At 67.2% G+C, this 19,095-nt stretch carries 19 protein-coding genes; 18 read left to right on the forward strand and 1 reads right to left on the reverse strand.

Annotated elements, in window-relative coordinates:
* Positions 1 to 42 precede the first annotated feature (42 nt).
* From msbA to Q0P59_RS09605, 9 genes are read left to right on the forward strand one after another with little or no spacing between them, the layout of a single operon-like run.
* The gene (msbA, locus tag Q0P59_RS09565) at positions 43 to 1,800 is read left to right on the forward strand and encodes a lipid A export permease/ATP-binding protein MsbA (RefSeq protein ID WP_295006008.1); all 1,758 of its coding nucleotides are present in this window, start codon (positions 43 to 45) and stop codon (positions 1,798 to 1,800) included.
* Complete coding sequence (locus tag Q0P59_RS09570) at positions 1,800 to 2,885, forward strand: glycosyltransferase family 4 protein (RefSeq protein ID WP_295006011.1); 1,086 nt, start codon at positions 1,800 to 1,802, stop codon at positions 2,883 to 2,885. The genes msbA and Q0P59_RS09570 overlap by 1 nt, the downstream gene beginning before the upstream one ends.
* On the forward strand, positions 2,882 to 3,712 hold the full coding sequence (locus Q0P59_RS09575; protein WP_295006013.1) for a polysaccharide deacetylase family protein: 831 nt from the start codon (positions 2,882 to 2,884) through the stop codon (positions 3,710 to 3,712). Before Q0P59_RS09570 ends, Q0P59_RS09575 begins: the two co-directional genes overlap by 4 nt.
* Positions 3,712 to 4,860 carry a glycosyltransferase family 9 protein gene (locus tag Q0P59_RS09580; RefSeq protein WP_295006015.1) on the forward strand — a complete coding sequence of 383 codons (1,149 nt, stop codon included), beginning with the start codon at positions 3,712 to 3,714 and terminating at the stop codon, positions 4,858 to 4,860. Before Q0P59_RS09575 ends, Q0P59_RS09580 begins: the two co-directional genes overlap by 1 nt.
* Entirely contained in the window at positions 4,857 to 6,053 is a 1,197-nt protein-coding gene (locus Q0P59_RS09585) for a glycosyltransferase (protein ID WP_295006017.1), read from the forward strand. The genes Q0P59_RS09580 and Q0P59_RS09585 overlap by 4 nt, the downstream gene beginning before the upstream one ends.
* Positions 6,050 to 7,195 carry a glycosyltransferase family 9 protein gene (locus Q0P59_RS09590; RefSeq protein WP_295006019.1) on the forward strand — a complete coding sequence of 382 codons (1,146 nt, stop codon included), beginning with the start codon at positions 6,050 to 6,052 and terminating at the stop codon, positions 7,193 to 7,195. The genes Q0P59_RS09585 and Q0P59_RS09590 overlap by 4 nt, the downstream gene beginning before the upstream one ends.
* A complete protein-coding gene (locus tag Q0P59_RS09595; protein WP_295006021.1) occupies positions 7,192 to 8,331 on the forward strand; it encodes a glycosyltransferase family 4 protein in 1,140 nt (379 codons plus the stop codon). Before Q0P59_RS09590 ends, Q0P59_RS09595 begins: the two co-directional genes overlap by 4 nt.
* Positions 8,328 to 9,650 carry an O-antigen ligase family protein gene (locus Q0P59_RS09600; RefSeq protein ID WP_295006024.1) on the forward strand — a complete coding sequence of 441 codons (1,323 nt, stop codon included), beginning with the start codon at positions 8,328 to 8,330 and terminating at the stop codon, positions 9,648 to 9,650. Before Q0P59_RS09595 ends, Q0P59_RS09600 begins: the two co-directional genes overlap by 4 nt.
* Positions 9,647 to 10,606, forward strand: coding sequence for a glycosyltransferase family 9 protein (locus Q0P59_RS09605; RefSeq protein WP_295006026.1), 960 nt, complete (start codon positions 9,647 to 9,649; stop codon positions 10,604 to 10,606). The genes Q0P59_RS09600 and Q0P59_RS09605 overlap by 4 nt, the downstream gene beginning before the upstream one ends.
* Here the strand turns inward: Q0P59_RS09605 and polA are convergent.
* Entirely contained in the window at positions 10,603 to 13,332 is a 2,730-nt protein-coding gene (gene polA / locus Q0P59_RS09610) for a DNA polymerase I (RefSeq protein WP_295006029.1), read from the reverse strand. The two genes, Q0P59_RS09605 and polA, sit on opposite strands and share 4 nt — an antisense overlap.
* Before the next feature lie 29 nt (positions 13,333 to 13,361).
* Between polA and Q0P59_RS09615 the strand changes: the two genes are divergently transcribed.
* Genes Q0P59_RS09615 through Q0P59_RS09655 form a run of 9 tightly spaced genes read left to right on the forward strand, consistent with a single transcriptional unit; the run spans position 13,362 to position 18,974 of the window.
* A complete protein-coding gene (locus Q0P59_RS09615; protein ID WP_295006051.1) occupies positions 13,362 to 14,066 on the forward strand; it encodes a TIGR00730 family Rossman fold protein in 705 nt (234 codons plus the stop codon).
* Between the two features lie 30 nt (positions 14,067 to 14,096).
* Positions 14,097 to 14,426 (forward strand): DUF2782 domain-containing protein, encoded by a 330-nt coding sequence (locus Q0P59_RS09620; RefSeq protein WP_295006031.1) that lies wholly within the window; start codon positions 14,097 to 14,099, stop codon positions 14,424 to 14,426.
* 3 nt (positions 14,427 to 14,429) lie between these two features.
* Positions 14,430 to 15,356, forward strand: coding sequence for a homoserine kinase (locus tag Q0P59_RS09625; protein ID WP_295006033.1), 927 nt, complete (start codon positions 14,430 to 14,432; stop codon positions 15,354 to 15,356).
* 9 nt (positions 15,357 to 15,365) lie between these two features.
* The gene (locus Q0P59_RS09630; RefSeq protein ID WP_295006035.1) at positions 15,366 to 16,112 is read left to right on the forward strand and encodes a BPSS1780 family membrane protein; all 747 of its coding nucleotides are present in this window, start codon (positions 15,366 to 15,368) and stop codon (positions 16,110 to 16,112) included.
* A 2-nt stretch (positions 16,113 to 16,114) separates the two neighbouring features.
* Positions 16,115 to 16,888 (forward strand): BPSS1780 family membrane protein, encoded by a 774-nt coding sequence (locus tag Q0P59_RS09635; protein WP_295006037.1) that lies wholly within the window; start codon positions 16,115 to 16,117, stop codon positions 16,886 to 16,888.
* Positions 16,881 to 17,534: a nicotinate-nucleotide adenylyltransferase gene (gene nadD, locus Q0P59_RS09640; protein ID WP_295006039.1), complete on the forward strand. Its 654-nt coding sequence runs from the start codon at positions 16,881 to 16,883 to the stop codon at positions 17,532 to 17,534. The genes Q0P59_RS09635 and nadD overlap by 8 nt, the downstream gene beginning before the upstream one ends.
* Positions 17,534 to 17,902: a ribosome silencing factor gene (rsfS, locus tag Q0P59_RS09645; protein ID WP_275707470.1), complete on the forward strand. Its 369-nt coding sequence runs from the start codon at positions 17,534 to 17,536 to the stop codon at positions 17,900 to 17,902. The genes nadD and rsfS overlap by 1 nt, the downstream gene beginning before the upstream one ends.
* The gene (gene rlmH / locus Q0P59_RS09650; protein ID WP_295006043.1) at positions 17,899 to 18,369 is read left to right on the forward strand and encodes a 23S rRNA (pseudouridine(1915)-N(3))-methyltransferase RlmH; all 471 of its coding nucleotides are present in this window, start codon (positions 17,899 to 17,901) and stop codon (positions 18,367 to 18,369) included. Before rsfS ends, rlmH begins: the two co-directional genes overlap by 4 nt.
* Complete coding sequence (locus tag Q0P59_RS09655; RefSeq protein WP_295006045.1) at positions 18,369 to 18,974, forward strand: Maf family protein; 606 nt, start codon at positions 18,369 to 18,371, stop codon at positions 18,972 to 18,974. The genes rlmH and Q0P59_RS09655 overlap by 1 nt, the downstream gene beginning before the upstream one ends.
* Positions 18,975 to 19,095 lie beyond the last annotated feature (121 nt).

Genomic DNA, 19,095 nt, shown 5'->3' on the forward strand with positions numbered 1-19,095 from the left:
CAGGTATAATCCCGGGTTCTACTTTTTGCTTCAAGGATTTGCATGTCTCATGACATGACCAGCCGCGAGCTTTATGTACGGCTGTTGACCTATGTCCGTCCCTATTGGAAGGCCTTCCTTGCCGCGCTGGCGTGCATGGGGCTGGCCTCGCTGGCGGAACCGGTCTTTCCGGCGATCATGAAATCGCTGCTCGACGACGGTTTTTCCAAGGCCAACGGCCCGTGGGACTGGCTGTTCTACCCGCTGGCCATCATGGGCATCTTCCTCGTCCGCGCCATCTTCGGCTTCCTCGGCGACTACCTGATGAGCTGGGTGTCGAGCAACGTCGTGGCCGAGCTGCGCCAGGCCATGTTCGCCCGCATGGTCCGCCTGCCCACCCGCTACTACAGCGACAACCTGTCCGGCCGGCTGATGTCGCGCATCGCCTACGACGTGACCGGCGTCGCCGGCGCCGCGACCAACGCGCTGACCTCGCTGATCAAGGACTCCTTGTCCATCGTCGGCCTGCTCGTCTGGCTGCTCTGGCTGAACTGGAAATTGACGCTGATCACCCTGTCGGTCGTGCCCTTCATCGCCATCGTCGTGCGCATCTTCAGCAAGCGCCTGCGCAGCGTCGCCCGCGGCCAGCAGGAGTCGATGGGCAAGATCACGCAGGTATTGCAGGAGACCATCGAAGGCCACAAGGTGGTCAAGATCTTCGGCGGCCAGAAGTACGAGGAAGACCGCTTCTACAAATCGGTGCGCGAACAGCGTCGCCTCGCCATGCGGGCGACCATGGCCTCGGCCGCGCAGTCGCCGCTGGTCCAGTTCTTTGCCGCGACCGGCGTCGCCATCATCATGGGCGTCGCCCTCAAGCAGGCTTCCAGCGACCAGACGACGGTCGGCAGCTTCGTTTCCTTCGTCACCGCGATGCTGATGCTGATGGCACCGCTGAAGCGGGTCACCGACGTCAATGCGCCCATCCAGCGCGGCCTGGCGGCGGCGGAAAGCGTCTTCTCGCTGATCGACGAGGATGCCGAGCCGGATAGCGGCCAGGAAGACTTGGGCCGTGCCCAAGGCCTGGTCGAGTTCGACAAGGTCACCTTCACCTACCCCGGCGCCGAGCGGCCGGCGCTCGACGGTGTGTCACTAACCCTGCGCCCGGGCGAATGCGTGGCGCTGGTCGGCCCGTCGGGCAGCGGCAAGACGACGGCGGCTAATCTGCTGCCCCGCTTCTATGCGCTCGACGCCGGCGAAATCCGCGTCGACGGCCATGCCCTGCCGAACATCCGCCTGAACAGCCTGCGCGACAACATCGCGCTGGTCAGCCAGGATGTCGTGCTGTTCAACGACACCATCGGCGCCAACATCGCCTACGGCGGCAAGCGCGATGCGACGGTCGACGAGATCCGCGCCGCGGCCAAGGCGGCGCATGCGCTGGAGTTCATCGAGGCCCTGCCCGACGGCCTGAACACGATGATCGGCGAGAACGGGGTCAAGCTGTCCGGCGGCCAGCGCCAGCGCCTGGCCATCGCGCGTGCCATTTTGAAAGATGCGCCCATCCTGATCCTCGACGAAGCCACTTCCGCCCTCGATACAGAGTCCGAGCGCCACGTCCAGGCCGCCCTCGACGAACTGATGAAGGGGCGCAGCACGTTGGTCATCGCCCACCGCCTGTCGACCATCGAGCGCGCCGACCGCATCATCGCGCTGGCCCACGGCCACAAGCAGGAAGAGGGCTCGCACGCCGAACTGCTCGCCCACGACGGCCTGTACGCCCGCCTGTACCGCATGCAGAAGGCGGAAGAGGTCGCCGTCTGATGCGCATCCTGCATACGGAGTCGTCCAAAGGTTGGGGCGGCCAGGAAAATCGGACGATGAACGAGCTGGTCACCATGCGTGACCGGGGGCATACGCTGGCCGTCGTCGGCCGGCCCGGGGCGCGCATCCTGGATCGCGCCAAGGAAGCCGGTTTCGAGACTTTCGTCGTCGACATGCGCGGCGCCATCGACCTGCCGGCGATCGTCCGCCTGCGCTCGGTGATCAAGCGCTTCAACGCCGACATCGTCAATACGCACAGCGGCCGCGACACCCAGCTGGCCGGCATGGCGGCACGCACGATGTGCAATCGCCCGGCCATCGTCCGCACCCGCCACCTGGCGCTGCCGATCACGTCGAAATTTACCTACAGCGTGCTGCCCGACCATGTCGTGACGGTCAGCAAGTTCGTCGAGAACTACCTGGCCGAGGCCGGCGTGCCGCGCGAGGGCATCACGACCATCCCGACCGGCGTCGATTTCTCGCGCTACGACCGCTCCGCCGTGCAGGGCAACCTGCGCGAGGAACTGGGCCTGCCGGCCGACGCCCTGCTCGTCGGCACGGTCGCCATCCTGCGCGCCAAGAAGGGCCATGCCGACATCCTCGATGCGGCGCCCGACGTGCTGGCGCGCTTCCCCAACGCCCATTTCGTCTTCGCCGGCGACGGCCCGCAGACCGACAACCTGAAGGCGCGCATCGCCGTCGACGGGCTGGAAGGGCGCATCCACCTGCTCGGCCTGCGCCGCGACGTCACCAACGTGCTCGCCTCGCTCGACGTCTTCGTGCTGCCGACGCACCAGGAAGCCCTCGGTACCGCCTTCATCGAGGCCGGCGCCATGGGCCTGCCGGCGGTGGCGACTCACGTCGACGGCGTGCCGGAGGTCATCCTCGAAGGCAAGACCGGCTATCTCGTTCCTCCCCATGACGGCAAGGCGCTGATCGAGCCGCTGGTCCGCCTGCTGGCCGACCCCGTGCTGCGCCAGTCGATGGGCGCCAACGCGACCGAGTTCGTGCATCGCAAATTCGCCCGCGAAGTCATGGCGCAGGGCATGGAAGCCTTGTACGAACGCCTGCTGGAGGCGCAATGAGCCTCGGGCAGCCGCTGCCCGTGCTGATGTACCACCACATCAGCCCCAAGCCCGGGCTGGTCACCTGTTCGCCGGAAAATTTCCGGGCGCACATGCAGTGGCTGGCCGCTAACGGCTGGAAAACGCTGTCCGCCGACGAATTCGCCCAAGCCCTGGCGAGCGGCGAGGTGCCGAAGAAAAGCGTGCTGGTCACTTTCGACGACGGCTACCTCGACAACTGGGTCTACGCCCACCCGGTGCTCGAGGAATTCGGCCAGCGCGCCACGCTGTTCCTGATCACCGGCTGGATCGGCGAGGGGGCGGTCCGCCCGCATGCCGGCCAGCCCGGCGTGCCGGAGGTGCCGACCCACAGCCAGGCGATGGCCGCGGCCGCCGACGGCAAGCTCGACGACGCCTTCCTGCGCTGGTCGGAAGTCGAGGCCATGCGTACCGCCGGCACCTTCGATTTCCATTCGCACACCCATACCCATACCCGCTGGGACCGCCAGATCGCCGACCCGGCCGAGCGCGACCGGGCGCTGGCCGACGACCTGGCCGCCTCGCGCGCCACGCTGGCCGCCCGGCTGGGCAGCGCGACGCCGCATCTGTGCTGGCCGCAGGGCTATTACGACGCCGCCTACCAGCGCGTGGCGCGGGCCGCCGGCTTTACCCACCTGTACACCACCGAGCCTGGCGTCGCGCGCCGCGATGTCGATCCGGCCCGGATTCCGCGCCTGGTCATCAAGGACAAGCCGGCCAAGTGGTTCGGCGGACGCATGGGCCTCTACGGCCGGCCGCTGCTGTCGGCCCTCTATCTCGGCCTGAAGTCGGGCAAGAAGGGCCACTGATGCGCCTGCGCCTGCGCGAACCGCTGCTTTACCGCTGGCTGCGCCTGAAACGGGCGCTCGACCGGCGGCCGCGTCCCGCCGAGGAACTCGGCACGCCGGCCATCCGTCGCATCCTCGCCGTTTCCTGCACGGCGCTCGGCGATACGCTGCTGTCCACGCCCGGCCTGCGGGCGCTGCGCCAGACCTATCCGCAGGCCCACATCACGCTGCTCGTGCATCCGTCGCTGCAGCAGCTGTTCACCGGCCTGGCCGAGGTCGATGAACTGGTCCCCTACGACGGCAAATGGCGGGGTTTTCGTCGCGCCGCCGGCCAGCTCAAGGCTTACGACCTGGCGGCTATCTTCCATGGCAACGAGCCGCAGGCGACGCCGCTGGCCTACCTGTCCGGCGCCCGCCACCTCTTCAAGCTGCCCAACAACAACCGCTGGAATTTCCTGCTCAGCAACCGCGAGCCGGTGCTCGGCTGGGACGATCTCGGTCACGGCATTGACCAGCGCCTGGCCGTGGCGAAACTGGCCGGGGCAACAGGGGAATTCGCGCGGCGCATGACCGTGCCGGCCCATGCCGAGGGCAAGGCGGCGGTCGATCAGGCGTTGGCCGAGCGCGGCTGGCAGGACGCGACTGTCGTCGCCTTCCAGCCCGGCGCGTCGACGATGAGCCGGCGCTGGCCGCGTTCGCGTTTCATCGCGGCGGCCGCCGCGATGGTCAAGGCGCGGCCCGGACTGCGCTTCGTCGTCACCGGATCGCCGGCCGAAGCGGCGCTGTGCCAGGAGGTGGCGGCCGGCATCGAAGCCGCCGCGCCCTTGGCTGATGGATCGCGGGCCTGGGCCTCGGCCGGGCAGCTGCCGCTGATCGCCTTGCCCGACCTGTTACGTCGTTCCAGCCTGCTGGTCACCGGCGACACCGGGCCGATGCACCTGGCGGTGACGGTCGATACGCCGGTCGTCGCGCTGTTCGCGGTGTCCGACCCGGCGCGTTCCGGCCCCGGCTACGACCTCGACAAGCACGTCGTGATCCGCAAGTGGCGGACCTGCGATCCCTGCTACTCGAAGAACTGCCCCTATGCCGAGCCGATCTGCATGGACAACATCGCCGTCGACGAAGTGGTGGCCGCGGTCGATGGCATCCTGAGCCGGAACGTCGCATGAGCGTACCCAAACGCATCCTGCTGCTCGACACCGGCAACGAGTGGGGCGGCGGCACCAACAGCATGTTCGAGCTGCTCAAGCGCATCGACCGCACGCGCTTCGCCGTGACCTGCTGCTTCTACAAGGACTACAAGAAGGGCAAGAGCGGCCGGCTGCTGTCCGAGGAACTGGCCGATATCGGCATTCCGCTGATAGTGCTGCCGCAGCGCAGGCAGCCGCTGTGGGCCAAGCTGGCCAAGGAGATCGCGCGCGGCCTGCTGTCGTGGTCCGGCCGGCTGAAGAAACGGGCGGTCCTGGGCATCGAGCTGCAGTGGCGGATCAAGCCGCGCGTCGCCGCCCTCAAGCTGCTGCTCGAAGAGGGCGCTTACGACCTGCTGTACATGAACAACCAGCCGTCGTCGAACCTGGAAGGCTATCTCGCCGCCGAGGCGGCCGGCCTGCCGGTTGTCCAGCACTGCCGCATCGAGCCGACCCTGCAGGCCAACGAGGCGGCTGTGGTCAATCGCACCGCGACGCGCATCATCTGCGTCTCGCAAGGCGTGGCCGACGTGCTGGCCGCCCAGCACGTGGCCGAGAACCGCCTGCGCGTGGTCTGCAACGCCATCGACAGCCGCATCGCGCTGCCGGCGCCGGTCGATCTGTCGCCGACGGCCAGGGAACTGGTCATCGGCACGGTCGGCCAGCTGACGGCGCGCAAGGGCGTGCAGCACCTGCTGCAGGCAGTGGCCAACCTGAAGGCCGACGGCCTGCCGGTGACCTGCCTGATCCTCGGCGAGGGGCCGCAGCGCGCCGAACTGGAAAGCGCCGTGGTCCGGCTCGGCCTGCTCGACCAGGTCAGTTTCGTCGGCTTCCAGCCGCTGCCGCTGGCCTGGGTCCAGGCGATGGACGTCTGCGTGCTGTGTTCGAGCAAGGAAGGCCTGCCGCGCGTCGTGCTCGAAGCCATGCTGGCGAGCAAGCCGGTGGTCGGCTCCGACGTGACCGGCACCCGCGAGCTGGTCGTCCATGAGGAAACCGGGCTGCTCTACGCCTACGGCGACGTCGCGGCGCTGACCGCGTCGCTGCGCCGCCTGCTGTCCGACGGCGAACTGCGCCGCAGCATGGGCGAGGCCGGATGTCGGCGGGTGGCCGAACGCTATTCGATCGAGGCCTACGTGGCCGGCGTCATGACGGTACTCGACGAGGCGCTGCGGTGATCTACCTGCTGCTGACCTGGCTGCTGGCGCCGCTGCTGTGGCTGCGCGCCTCGCTGCGCCGCTCCGTTCCGGCAAGGCGCATCCTGGTCATCCAGACCGCCAAGATCGGCGATTTCGTCGCCACGACGCCGGTGTTCCGGGCCTTGCGCAAGCGCCTGCCGGGCACCGAGATCGTTGTCCTGCTCAATCCGGTCAATATGCCGCTGGCCCGAACGCTGGACAGCATCGACCGCATCGTGGCCCTGCCCAGGCACGGCTTCAAGGGCTGGGCCGGCAAGCGCTGGCTGCTCGGCCTGCTGGCCGATGGCTACGACGGCGTGCTGATCCTCAGCCCGAACCTGACCAACCTGCTGGTGCCCTTCTGGGCCGGCGTGCCGAAGCGCGTGTCGGTCCTCGCCGACCGCCGGCAAGGCAGCGCCCGCCTGGCCTGGCCCTTCCTGACCCACGGCGAGCTGCACCGCGCTGGGCAGCTGTTCCGCGAAACCGCGTTGCGCGCGCTGGCCGGGTTCGGCATCGCGGTGGATGCCGACCTGCTGGCGCTGCCCAACGAGATTGCCGGTGTGGAAAGCGGCCGGGCGCGGCTCGCCGCCTTGTCGCCGCAACTGCGCCGTCCGCTGGTCGGCCTCGGCCTCGGCGCCGGCAACCGCATGAAGGCGCTCGATACGGCGCAGCTCGAAGCGCTGGCCGGCCAGATCGTCGGCCGCACCGCGGCGACGCTGGTCCTGATCGGCACCGAGGCCGATCAGGCGGCGGCGCAAGCGCTGTGCGCCAGCTTGCCGGCCGGCCGCGCCGTCGATACCACCAGCCAATGGGCGCTCGACGAGCTGCCGGTGCTGCTCGGCGCGCTCGACTGCTTCGTCGGCGTCGATTCCGGCGCCACCTACATGGCCGACGCGCAGGGCGTGCCGGTCGTCGATTTCATGGGGCCGGCCGACGCCGACGACCAACGGCCGATCGGTCGTCAGGCGGTGCTGATCCGCAGCACCGAATCCTGCGCCCCCTGTTCGCATGCCTTCGACGCGCCCTATGCCTGCCGGCTGGGGACGCGGGCGTGCATTGCCAATTTGCCCATCCCGGCCGTCGTAGCGTCGGTCGAGGCGATCCTGGCCTCCCAAACTTCCGTTGCCGAGTGTCGACAATGAAACTTGCCGTTTTCAAGGACTATGGCGTCGGGCGTTACTTCGCCCAGCTCTTCGATTCGATTCCGGACACCACCTTCTTCCTGTCGGAAAAGAACAAGTCCGGCCTGAACATCACGCCGCACAGGGTGCATCTGCTCACCAAGAAGCAGCAGTTGCGCGACTACCTGAAATCGCCGCTCAAGGCCTGGCGCCGTCTGCAGGAAAACGACAAGGACAAGAAGCGCGATTTTTTCTATCAGGAAGTTGAACGTTCGGCAGCCAGCGGCGAGTTCGACGTCGCGCTGACCGGCTCCGACCGTTCGCTGCACACCCTGGCCTCGCTGAAGGCCAAGGGTCACCGGTTCAAGCTGGTGTACTGGATTCCCTTCACCATCCCCTTCGTCGACATGTTCGACCCGCGTTCGCTGGCCATCCGCCAGGCGGCCTTTCCGCAGGTCGACCTGTTCGTGGCGATCACCGACACCTGTCGCCGGGTGCTGCTGCTCGAAGGGATACCGGAGGAGAAGATCGTGCACGTCTATCCCGGCGTCGATACCGAGGTTTTCCAGCCCCGGGCGCAGCCGGCGAAGGACGACGTTTTCCGCGTCCTGTTCGTCGGCAAGCTGGTCAGCTGGAAGGGTTGCTACACCTTGCTCTACGCGGCCAAGGAACTGCTGGCGGAAATCCCCAGTCTGGAACTGACCTTCGTCGGCCAGGGCGCCCAGCGCCAGGGGCTGGAGCAGGCGGCCGAACTGCTCGGCATCAAGGATCGGGTCAAATTCACCGGCTTCCTGAAATACGACGCCTTGCCCGACATCTATGCGCAGTCCGACGCCTTCGTGCTGCCCGCGCTGCCGGCGATCAACCTGGCCGAACAGTTCGGTTTCGTCGTCGCCGAGGCGATGGCCTGCGGCCTGCCGACGCTGGTGTCGCGGGTCGGCGGCTTGCCGGAAGTGGTTGGCGAGCGCGACGAATTGATCTTCACGCCGGGCGATTTCCGGGAACTGGCGGCCAGGCTGCGCGCCATCCATGCCTCGCGCGAACTGGCGGCCGAACTGGGTGTGCATTGCCTGAACCATGCGCGCCGCCATTACGATGCGCGCCGGAACGGCCTGGCGCTGAAGGCCGTGCTGGAAAAGATGGAGCAGGGGCGATGAGCGCGGCAACGGAAAGCTTCGCCGACAAGCCGGATCGCTGGGTGCAGGCAGCCCTTGGCCTGTGGTTCGGCTTGCTGTTCATCCAGCCCTTCGAAAAATTCGTGGCCGTGAAGTACCTGTTGATGGTCGGCCTGCTGGTCGTCGCCGTGCCGCTCGCCCGGCGCGCCGACATCCGCCAGCGGCTGCGCGCCCGGAGCGGCGTGCTCGGCCTGGCGCTGGCCATCGTCGTCTGGTGCGTCGCGGTGTCCGCCGCCAGCCCGTATCCGGCCGACAGCCTGCACGCCTTGCCGCGCGACCTGCTGCTGCAGGCCGAACTGCTGCTGGTCGGCTGCCTGCTGGTGCGCAACGCCGCTCAGGCGCGAACGGCACTGTGGGTGATCATGGCCGGCTTCGCTGCCGTCAGCGCGCTGTCGGTTTTCGAGGTCGCTTCCTACCTGAAGGATCACGCCTTGAGCGAAGGGCAGATTCCGCGCTCCCACAAATCGTTCTGGGGCGGCTATGCGAACATGGCCAGCTTCTGCCTGCCGCTGGTCATCGCGTTTGCCGTTTCGACGGCGGCTACCGTGCGCCAGCGCCTGCTGCTCGGCCTGCTGCTGATTGCCGGCATCGTGCTGACCGGCCTGTACGGTTCGCGCAGCCCCTTGCTGGTGGTCGCCATATCGGTGCTCGTGCTGTTCGGCTTGCTGCGTGCCTGGAAGGCCCTCGCGGCGGTTTTCCTGGTCATCGCGCTGGGGGCCGGGTGGGTGGCTGCGCAGGGCAATCTCGGCTACCTCGAGAAGTATCGTTCCCTGGCCCAGAAAGACACCTATGTCACCAACCAGGGCTTGAGCCTGCGTCTCGACGTGTGGTCCGGCGTCATCGAACTGATCGAGGCCCGGCCGCTGCTCGGCTACGGTTACGGCTGGAAGAAGCTGGCCTGGGCGATCAACGACGGCGGCTATGCCGAGCGCTGGAAGGCGAGCGATCCGGGCAAGGCGGCCTACTTCCTGGGCGAGGCGGAGCAGGCGGGTTACGGCAAGGTCAATCCGCACAATTATTTCCTGCAGGTGGCGTTCGAGATCGGCATTCCCGGCCTGTTGCTGGTGCTGGCCTTCTGGCTCGCCGTATTTTGGCTCGGTCTCAAGGGGCTGGTTCGCGGTACGCTGGAAAACCAGCGCCTGCGGGCGGTGATCCTGACGACCCTGCTCGCCTACCTGCTCGGTAACCTGGCCAACGGCTTCTGGGTCGGAGGCCTGGCCAACATGGCCTGCGCGCTGGTCGGCATCCTGGTCGGCCTGGCGTTCAACGAGCGAACGATTTCAGCGGTGGAGAGCAAATGAATATCCTGGTCATCCGTCGCGACAACATCGGCGACCTGGTGTGCACCACGCCGATGCTTGCCGCTCTGCGCAAGGCCATGCCCGACGCCTGGATCGGCGTGCTGGTCAACCAGTACAACGTCGCCGTGATGCGCGGCAATCCGGATGTCGATGCGGTCTTCGCCTATCGCAAGGCCAAGCATCGCGGTCCGGGCGAGAGCAAGCTGGCGATCTGGCTGGAGACGGCCGGGCTGCTGTGGACATTGCGGCGCAAGGGGATCGATGTCGCCATCGTCGCTTCGCCGGGCGGCGACCGTTACGCGCGCCTGGTCGGCGCGCGGCGAATCATCGCCGACAAGCCGGGCGCGCCTTTCCACGAGGTCGAGGCGGTCGGCAAGCTGCTGGCGCCGCTGGGCATCGCGCCGGAACTGGGGCCCCTGCAACTGACGCCGCTACCTGAAGTCGTGGCCGCCATGCGCCCGAAACTGGCCGGTTTGGCCGGCCGGAAAATCTGGGCCATCCACCTCAGTGCACGCGAGAAAAGCCGGCGTTGGCCGGCCGAGAAGTACATCGAATTGATCGAACGCCTGGCTTCGCCGGAACGCGGCTTCGCACTGCTCTGGTCGCCGGGGCCGGCCGATCATCCGGCCCATCCGGGCGACGACGAGAAGGCGGCACAGGTGCTCGCCGCCTGCCGCGACAAGGGCGCGGTGCCGGTGGTGACCGAGCGGCTGGAGGAACTGATCGCCGCGTTGTCGTTGTGCGACGGTTTCGTCGGCGCCGATGGCGGCGCCATGCACCTGGCGGCGGCGCTCAAGCTGAAGACCGCGGCGCTGTTCGAGAATTCGGAAGCCAAGCGCACCCGCTGGTATCCGTGGGGCGCGCGGCATGTGCTGCTGCAGCCGGCCACCTTCGCAGTGGCCGATATTTCGGTCGATCAGGTTGAAGCCGCTGTGCGGGAGCTCGAAGGCGCTTAATGCGCCGCTTCCCAGTTCGGCCCGACGCCGACCTCGACGACCAGCGGCACGGCCAGTTCGGCCACTTGCCCCATCAGGCGCGGCAGGTGGGTGCGGACGTCGACCAGTTCGCCATCGGGCACTTCGAGCAGCAGTTCGTCGTGCACCTGCAGCACCAGTCTTGACTGCATGGCCCTGGCGTCCAGCCAGTCCTGCACGGCGACCATGGCCAGCTTGATCAGGTCGGCGGCGGTGCCCTGCATCGGCGCGTTGATCGCGGCGCGTTCGGCGCCCTGGCGGCGCATGGCCTGGCTGGAGCGGATTTCCGGGAACCACAGGCGGCGGCCGAAGGCGGTTTCGACGTAGCCCTTGTCGCGTGCCGTCTGCCGGGCTTCCTCCATGTATTGCGCGACGCCGGGATAGCGGGCGAAGTAGCGGTCGATGTAGATTTGCGCCGCGCTGCGTTCCAGCCCGAGCTGGCGGGCCAGGCCGAAGGCGCTCATGCCGTAGATCAGGCCGAAGTTGATGCTCTTGGCGACGCGGCGCTGGTCGGGGCCGACTTCGAGCGGCGTGACGCCGAAGATTTCCGCCGCCGTCGCCCGGTGCACGTCCTCGCCGTGGGCGAAGGCCTCGCGCAGCCGCTCGTCGCCGGACAGGTGGGCCATGATGCGCAGCTCGATCTGCGAATAGTCGGCCGACACGATGCTGCTGCCGGCGGGGGCGATGAAGGCGGTACGGATTTTCCGGCCTTCCTCGCTGCGCACCGGGATGTTCTGCAGGTTGGGATCGCTCGAGGCGAGTCGCCCGGTCACTACTGCCGCTTGCGAGAAGTGAGTATGCACTCTCCCGGTCTGCGCATTGACCATGCGCGGCAGCTTGTCGGTGTAGGTGCCCTTCAGCTTGGACAGGCTGCGGTGTTCGAGCAGCAGCTTGGGCAGCGGGTAGTCGAGGGCCAGTTCGGTCAGCACTTCCTCGTCGGTCGAGGGGCCGCCGGAAGCGGTCTTTTTCTTCACCGGCAGGCCGAGCTTGGTGAACAGGATCTCGCCCAGCTGCTTCGGCGAGGCCAGGTTGAAGGGCTGGCCGGCCAGTTCGTAGGCCTGGGTTTCCAGCGCCATGATCTTCTGGCCCATCTCGTGGCTCTGCCTGGACAGCACGTCGGCGTCGACCAGGATGCCGTTGCGCTCGATCCGCCAGATCACCTGCCGGGCCGGCATCTCGATGTCGTGGTAGATGCGGCTCAAGCCGGGTTCGCTGGCGAACTGCGGATGCAGCACGTCATGCACGCGCAGCGTGACATCGGCGTCCTCGGCGGCATAGATCGCGGCGCGCTCGATATCGACCTGGTCGAAGCCGATCTGCTTGGCGCCCTTGCCGCACAGGTCTTCGTAGGAAATGGTCTCCAGCCCGAGGTGGCGGCTGCACAGCTGGCCGAGGTCGTGCCCCTTGTCGGACTCGATGACGTAGCTCTGCAGCATGGTGTCGTGGGCGATGCCGGCCAGCGCGATGCCGTGGTTGGCGAAGACGTGCTGGTCGTACTTGGCGTTCTGCAGCACCTTCTGGTGGGCGGCGGATTCCAGCCAGGGCTTCAGGCGGGCCAGCACCTCGTCGCGCGGCAGCTGGTCGGCGACGCCGGGGGCAGTGTGGGCGAGCGGGATGTAGCAGGCTTCGCCGGGCGTCACCGACAGCGAAATGCCGACGATGCGGGCGGCGAAGGAATCGAGGCTGGTCGTTTCGGTGTCCAGCGCGCTCAGGCCGGCGGCCTCGACCTTGGCCAGCCAGGCGTCGAACAGCGGCCAGTCGAGCACGGTGTCGTAATGAACGGCGATCTTTTCGGCCGGGGGCGGAGCCTCCGCGATGCCGACCGTCTGCGCCGGCACGTTGGCAGCCGCCGCGGGGCCGTCGATCTCGGCCAGCCAGGTGCGGAACTGGTAGCGGGTGTACAGCGTGCGCAGCGTCTCGTTATCCGGCGGCGTGGCCGTCAGGCCGGTCGGTGCCGGCAGGTCGGGCAGGTCGGGCAGGTCGCAGACGACGGTGACCAGCTTCTTGCCCAGCGGCAGGAAGCCCAGGTGGTCGCGCAGGTTCTGGCCGACCACGCCGGACACGGATTCGGCATGGGCCACCAGATTGTCGAGCGTGCCGTACTGGCTCAGCCATTTGACAGCCGTCTTCGGGCCGCACTTGGCGACGCCGGGCACGCCGTCGACGGCATCGCCGACCAGCGCCAGGTAATCGACGATGCGTTCCGGCGGCACGCCGAATTTGGCCTCGACGCCGGCCGCGTCGAGCAGTTCGTTGCTCATCGTGTTGTACCAGCGGACTTTCGGGCCGACCAGCTGGGTCAGGTCCTTGTCGCCGGTCGAGATCAGCGTCTCGATATCGGCGCCGGCCGCCTGCGTGGCCAGCGTGCCGATCACGTCGTCGGCCTCGACGCCGTCGACCATGATTACCGGCCAGCCGGCGGCCTTGATGGCGGCGTGGATGGGTTCGATCTGGGCGCGCAGGTCGTCCGGCATCGGCGGCCGGTGCGCCTTGTACTCGGGATACCAGTCGTCGCGGAAGGTCTTGCCCTTGGGGTCGAAGACGACCGCCTTGAAGTCCGCCTTGTAGTCGCTTTCCAGACGACGTAGCATGTTCAGGACGCCGTAGATGGCGCCCGTCGGCTCGCCGGCCTTGTTGCGCAGGTCGGGCAGGGCGTGGAAAGCGCGATAGAGATAGGACGAACCGTCCACCAACAACAAGAGAGGCATACGAAGTGACGGAAAGCGATAAGCTGGTGATGGGTGTGGAGACCGAGGCCCTGTTGAAGAACACGACGGCCCGCGAGTCCTGGCGGATTTTCGGCATTATGTCAGAGTTCGTCGAGGCGACCGAACGCCTGGCGGCGATCAAGCCGGCGGTGACCCTGTTCGGTTCGGCCCGTGTGCGCCCCGAGTCCAAGTACTACATGCTCACCGAGCAGCTCTCCCGGCTGCTGTCGGATTCGGGCTTCTCGGTCATTTCGGGCGGCGGCCCGGGCATCATGGAAGCGGCCAACAAGGGCGCCTTCTTCGGCAAGTCGCCGTCGGTCGGCCTCAACATCCAGCTGCCGCACGAGCAGAAGTCCAATCCCTACCAGGACATCTCGCAGACCTTCCGCCACTTCTTCGCCCGCAAATACATGTTCGTCCGCTTCGCCAGCGCCTACGTGGTGATGCCCGGCGGCTTCGGCACGCTGGACGAGCTGATGGAGGCGCTGACCCTGATCCAGACCGGCAAGGCGCGCAAGATTCCGCTCATCCTCGTCTGTTCCGAATTCTGGGGCGGCATGATCGACTGGTTCAAGGACCGGCTGGTCGCCGAGGGCATGGTCGATGCCGAGGACATGAACCTGATCCAGCTCATCGACGAGCCGGAAAAGGTCGTCGAAGCCATCTTCAAGCACTACGAATCCCGCCCCTTCGGCCCGCTGCCGAACGAACACGAGATGCTGCTCAACCTGTAAAATTGGCTTATCGATTCCGAGGATTCCATCATGCGCCGTCTTCTCCCCATCCTGCTGCTTGCCGCACTGCCTGTCTGGGCGCAGAAGGGCGACCTCCAGCCGCTGCCCGCCGTGCCGCCTCCGCCGCCGGGCATGGAAGCCTTCGACGAAGCGCTCGAACCGCAGGTCACCATCATCAAGCGCGAGACCGAAACGCGCGAGGAATTCCGCATCAAGGGCAAGCTGTACATGGTCAAGGTCACCCCCGCCGTCGGCAAGCCGTACTACCTGGTCGACCGCCAGGGCGACGGCGTGATGGTCGATGTCGGTCCCGACCAGCATCCGACCAAGCCGCCGATGTGGGTCATTCATAGCTGGTAAGTCTTGTCCGTCTATACCACGGTCGGGCGGGCCGAACTCGCCGCCTGGCTCCAGCCGCTCGGGCTGGGCGAGCTGATCGACCATGCCGGTATCGCCGCCGGCATGCAGAACTCGAATTATTTCGTGACGACCGCGGCCGGGCGATTCGTGCTCACGCTGTTCGAACATCTCGAGCCGGCCGCCCTCGATTTCTATCTCGCCCTGCAGGACCGCCTGGCCGTCAGCGGCCTGCCTTGTCCCCGGCCGGTGGCGGATGACCAGGGCCGGCGCTGGCGGATGCTGGCCGGCAAGCCGGCCGCCCTGCTCAGCTGCCTGCCCGGGTCGGCCGTTGAGCGGGTGACGGTCGAGCAGTGCCGGGTGGTCGGCGCCTTGCTGGCGCGCCTGCATCTGGCCGCCGCCGACATGCCCGAGCCCTTGCCCAACCCCTGCGGAGCGGCCTGGCGCCAGCGCGTCGGGGCCAGCCTGCTGCCGCTCGTCGACGCGGAAGAGCGCCTCATGCTGGCCGATGAGCTAGCCTTCCAGTCGCAGCAGGACTGGAAGGCGCTGCCGCATGGCGTGATCCATGCCGACCTTTTCCGCGACAACGTGCTGTGGGATGCCGCCGGGCAGCTGAGCGGCGTGCTCGACTTCTATTTTGCCGGCGAGGACGCCTGGCTGTTCGACCTGGCGGTCGTCGCCAATGACTGGTGCGTCGACGATGCGGCGCTGGCCGCCCTGGTCGAGGGCTATGCCGGCGTCCGCCCGCTGGTCGAGGCCGAAAGACAGGCCTGGCCGGCCATGCGGCGGGCCGCCGCGCTGCGCTTCTGGCTACTGCGCCTGGAGGTGCGGCACCGTCCGCGCCAGGGCGAAGTGGTAACGATCAAGAATCCTGACGATTTTCGTCGGCTTTTGACGTGTTTTCGCCTTGCTCCGGCCGCGCTCCCCCGTTAGCATCCGCGCATGAACGAAACTCCTGCATTTCCGATGGCTCCGGCACCGTTTACCGGCGAAAGTCGCGAGGTCGATCCCGGCGCCTGCTTCGACTGGCTGCGCCAGGGCTGGGCCATGTTCCTGGTCAATCCCGGCATCTGGATCGGCACCACGGTTTTGCTGCTGGTCATCCTGATGGCCATTTCCATCGTTCCCCTGTTCGGGCAGATCGCCGCGCACTTGCTGGTGCCCTTGTTCGGTGCCGGCATGTTCCGCATTTGCCGCCACATCGCCGACAACGAGGAACCCGAGATCGCCGACCTGTTCGCCGGCTTCCGCCATGGCGCGGGGGATCTGGTCATGGTCGGCGTCTTCTTCGCCGCGGGCATCTTCGGCATCGCCTTCATCGCCTTCCTGCTGGTCAGCGGCGGCGTGCTGGGCGGCGTGGTCACCGGCAAGGTGGCGGGCTTCGGCATCGCCCTGGGCGGCGTCATGCTGGCCGGCCTGCTGGTGCTCGTGCTGTCGATCCCGGTCATCATGGCCACCTGGTATGCCCCGGTCCTCGTACTGTTCCACGACATGAAGCCGCTCGATGCGATGAAGGCCAGCTTCACGGCCGGCGCCCGGAACTGGCTGCCGATGTGCATCTTCGGCGTCTTCCTGGTCGTCGCGCTGTTCTTCGCCATGTTGCCGGTCGGCATGGGGCTGCTGTTGCTGCTGCCGGTGTTCTCCGGCGCGGTCTACGCGTCCTACCGCGACATTTTCATGGGTAGCTGACCGTGCGGGCGCAAACACTTCCGCCGGCCGCCGGCTGGCAATGGATCATGGGCGGTTTCGCCATCTTCCGGCGCAACCCCGTCATGCTCGGCATGCTGGTCGTTGCCTACTGGTTCACCGTGCTGTTCCTCAACGTCGTGCCCTTCATCGGCGTGCTGGTCGCCTCGCTCGCCATTCCCGGCCTGTCGGTCGGCCTGATGCAGGCTGCGCGCAATCTCGAACGCGGGCAGCCGATCGGCCTGCAGACGCTGTTCGGCAGCCTGAAGGACAACGGACGCACGCTGGTCGCGCTCGGCGCGCTCTATCTGTGCGCCACGCTCGGCGTGCTCGGCCTGTCGTCCCTGCTCGACGGCGGCGACCTGCTGCGTTTCATGCTCGCCAGCAACCGCGCGGAGCGTGCGGCGGTCGAGGATTCCGACTTCATGCTGTCGGCCGTGTTCGTCATGACGCTGATGGTTCCCGTGCTCATGGCCTGGTGGTTTGCCCCGGTCCTCGCCTCCTGGCATCGCCTCAGCGTCGGCCGGGCGCTGTTCTTCAGCTTCATGGCCTGCTGGATGAACTGGCGGCCCTTCCTGACCTACGGCATCGGCCTGCTGATCGTGGCCGGCATCCTGCCCGGCCTGCTGCTCGGCATCCTGCTTCTGGTCATGCCCGGCGCGGCCAATCTGGCGACGGCCATCCTGACGCTGCCGATGGTGCTGGTCGTCGCGCCGACCATCTTCGCCAGCTTCTATGCCAGCTATCGCGACATCTTCGGCATCTCCGAAATTGTCTGAGCCGCTGGGCCTGTTCGGGGGGACTTTCGACCCCGTGCATTACGGCCATCTGCGCCTGGCCGAGGAGGCCATCGCCCACCTGGCGCTGGGCGGCGTGCGCTGGATTCCGGCCGGCCAGCCGCCGCATCGCGGCACACCGCAGGTGACAGCCGTTCAGCGCCTGGACATGGTGCGCTCGGCGACAGCGGGAAATCCGCGCTTCTCGGTCGATGCCGGCGAGGTCGAGGCGGCCGTGCCGAGTTATACCGTGCATACGCTGGAGCGCCTGCGGGCCGAGCTGGGCGAGCGGCAGCCACTGGTGCTGCTGGTCGGCGCCGATGCCTTCGCCGGGCTGGCGACCTGGCACCGCTGGCGCGACATTTTCGCACTGGCCCATGTCGCCGTCTCGCACCGCCCGGGTTTTCCGGTCGAAACCGCCAGCCTGCCGCACGAGCTGGCCACCGAATTCAACGATCGCCGGCTGACCGATGTCGGTGCGTTGCGGGCGTCGCCCGCCGGCGGCATCGTCACCTTCGCGATGACCCAGCTGGCCATTTCGGCGACCCAGATCCGGAAATTGCTGGCCAACGGACTTTCCGCCCGCTATTTGCTGCCGGACGACGTTCTCGACTATATTCAACTTCACTCTCTCTATAGAAACGCCTGATGGACATCCGCAAGCTGCAAAAAATCGTCGTCAACGCCCTCGAAGACATCAAGGGCAAGGACATTGAAGTCATCAACACCACCAAGCTGACCTCGCTGTTCGACCGCCTGGTCATCGCCAGCGGCGACTCCAACCGCCAGGTCAAGGCGCTGGCCCGCAACGTCCAGGACAAGGTGCGCGAAGCCGGCGGCGAGATCGTCTCGGTCGAAGGCGAGGATGCCGGCGAATGGGTGCTGGTCGACATCGGCGACGTCGTCGTCCATGTCATGCAGCCCATGGTCCGCCAGTACTACAACCTCGAAGAGCTGTGGCAGGTCACCCCGGCCCAGCGCCGCAAGCAGCAGGCGGAGCAGGCCGCCGGCGAATGAAGCTGGCCATACTCGCCGTCGGCCATCGCCAGCCCGGCTGGGTGAGCGAAGGCTGCGCCGAGTACCTCAAGCGCATGCCGCGCGAGCTGCCGGCCAGCGTTGCCGAAATCAAGCCCGAGCCGCGCGGCTCCAAGACCCGCGAACAACTGCTGGCCGCCGAGAAGGCGCGCATCCGCGAAGCATTGCCGGGCAGCTGCCGCATCGTCGTGCTCGATGAAAAGGGCGACGACCTGACCACCCTCAAGCTGGCCAAACGTCTCGAGGCCTGGATGCAGGACGGCCGCGACGTTGCCCTGCTGATCGGCGGCGCCGACGGCCTCGACGAGGAATTCAAGCAGCAGGCCGACGACCGGCTGCGCCTGTCCAGCCTGACCCTGCCGCATGGCATGGCCCGCCTGCTATTATGCGAACAGCTTTATCGCGCTGTCAGCGTGCTGAAGAACCATCCGTATCACCGGGAGGGATGATGCGCCTCTACCTTGCCTCACGCAGCCCCCGTCGCCGCGAACTCCTGCACCAGATCGGCATCGATTTCGACACCGTCGTTTTCCGCGACGGCATGCGGGCCGACCTGGAGACGGACGAAACGCCGCTGTTCAACGAAGATCCCGTGGTCTACGTCGAGCGCATCGCCCGCGCCAAGGCGACGCACGGCCTGAAGATCGTCCAGGAGCGCCGTTTGCCGATGCGCCCCGTGCTCGCGGCCGACACCACCCTCGAGTTTCGCGGCGAGATCATCGGCAAGCCGGTGGACGTGGCCGATGCCGCCCACATCCTGCGTCGCCTGTCCGGGCAGACGCACCGGGTCCTGACCGGGGTGGCGATCAACCACATGGGGCACACCGAGTACGTGCTGTCGAGCAGCGAGGTTCGCTTCCGGGCCATCGACGACGAGGAAATTCGCCACTACGTGATGAGCGGCGAGCCGATGGACAAGGCCGGCGCCTACGGCATCCAGGGCCGGGCCGGGATGTTCGTCGAGCACCTGTCCGGCAGCTACACCGGGGTCATGGGCCTGCCGGTGTGCGAAACCGGGGAATTGCTCAAGAAGCTCGGCTTCCGGCCGCTCTGATCCGTTCGGCGGCCATCGCGCCCCGGCGCGGTGACCGCCAGATGCCCGAAGGCCGGTCAGCGGTTTTTGAACGTCGGCTTGCGCTTCTCGGCGAAGGCGGCCATGCCTTCCTTCTGGTCCT

The organism is uncultured Dechloromonas sp. (assembly GCF_945957265.1).
Taxonomy (GTDB): domain Bacteria; phylum Pseudomonadota; class Gammaproteobacteria; order Burkholderiales; family Rhodocyclaceae; genus Azonexus.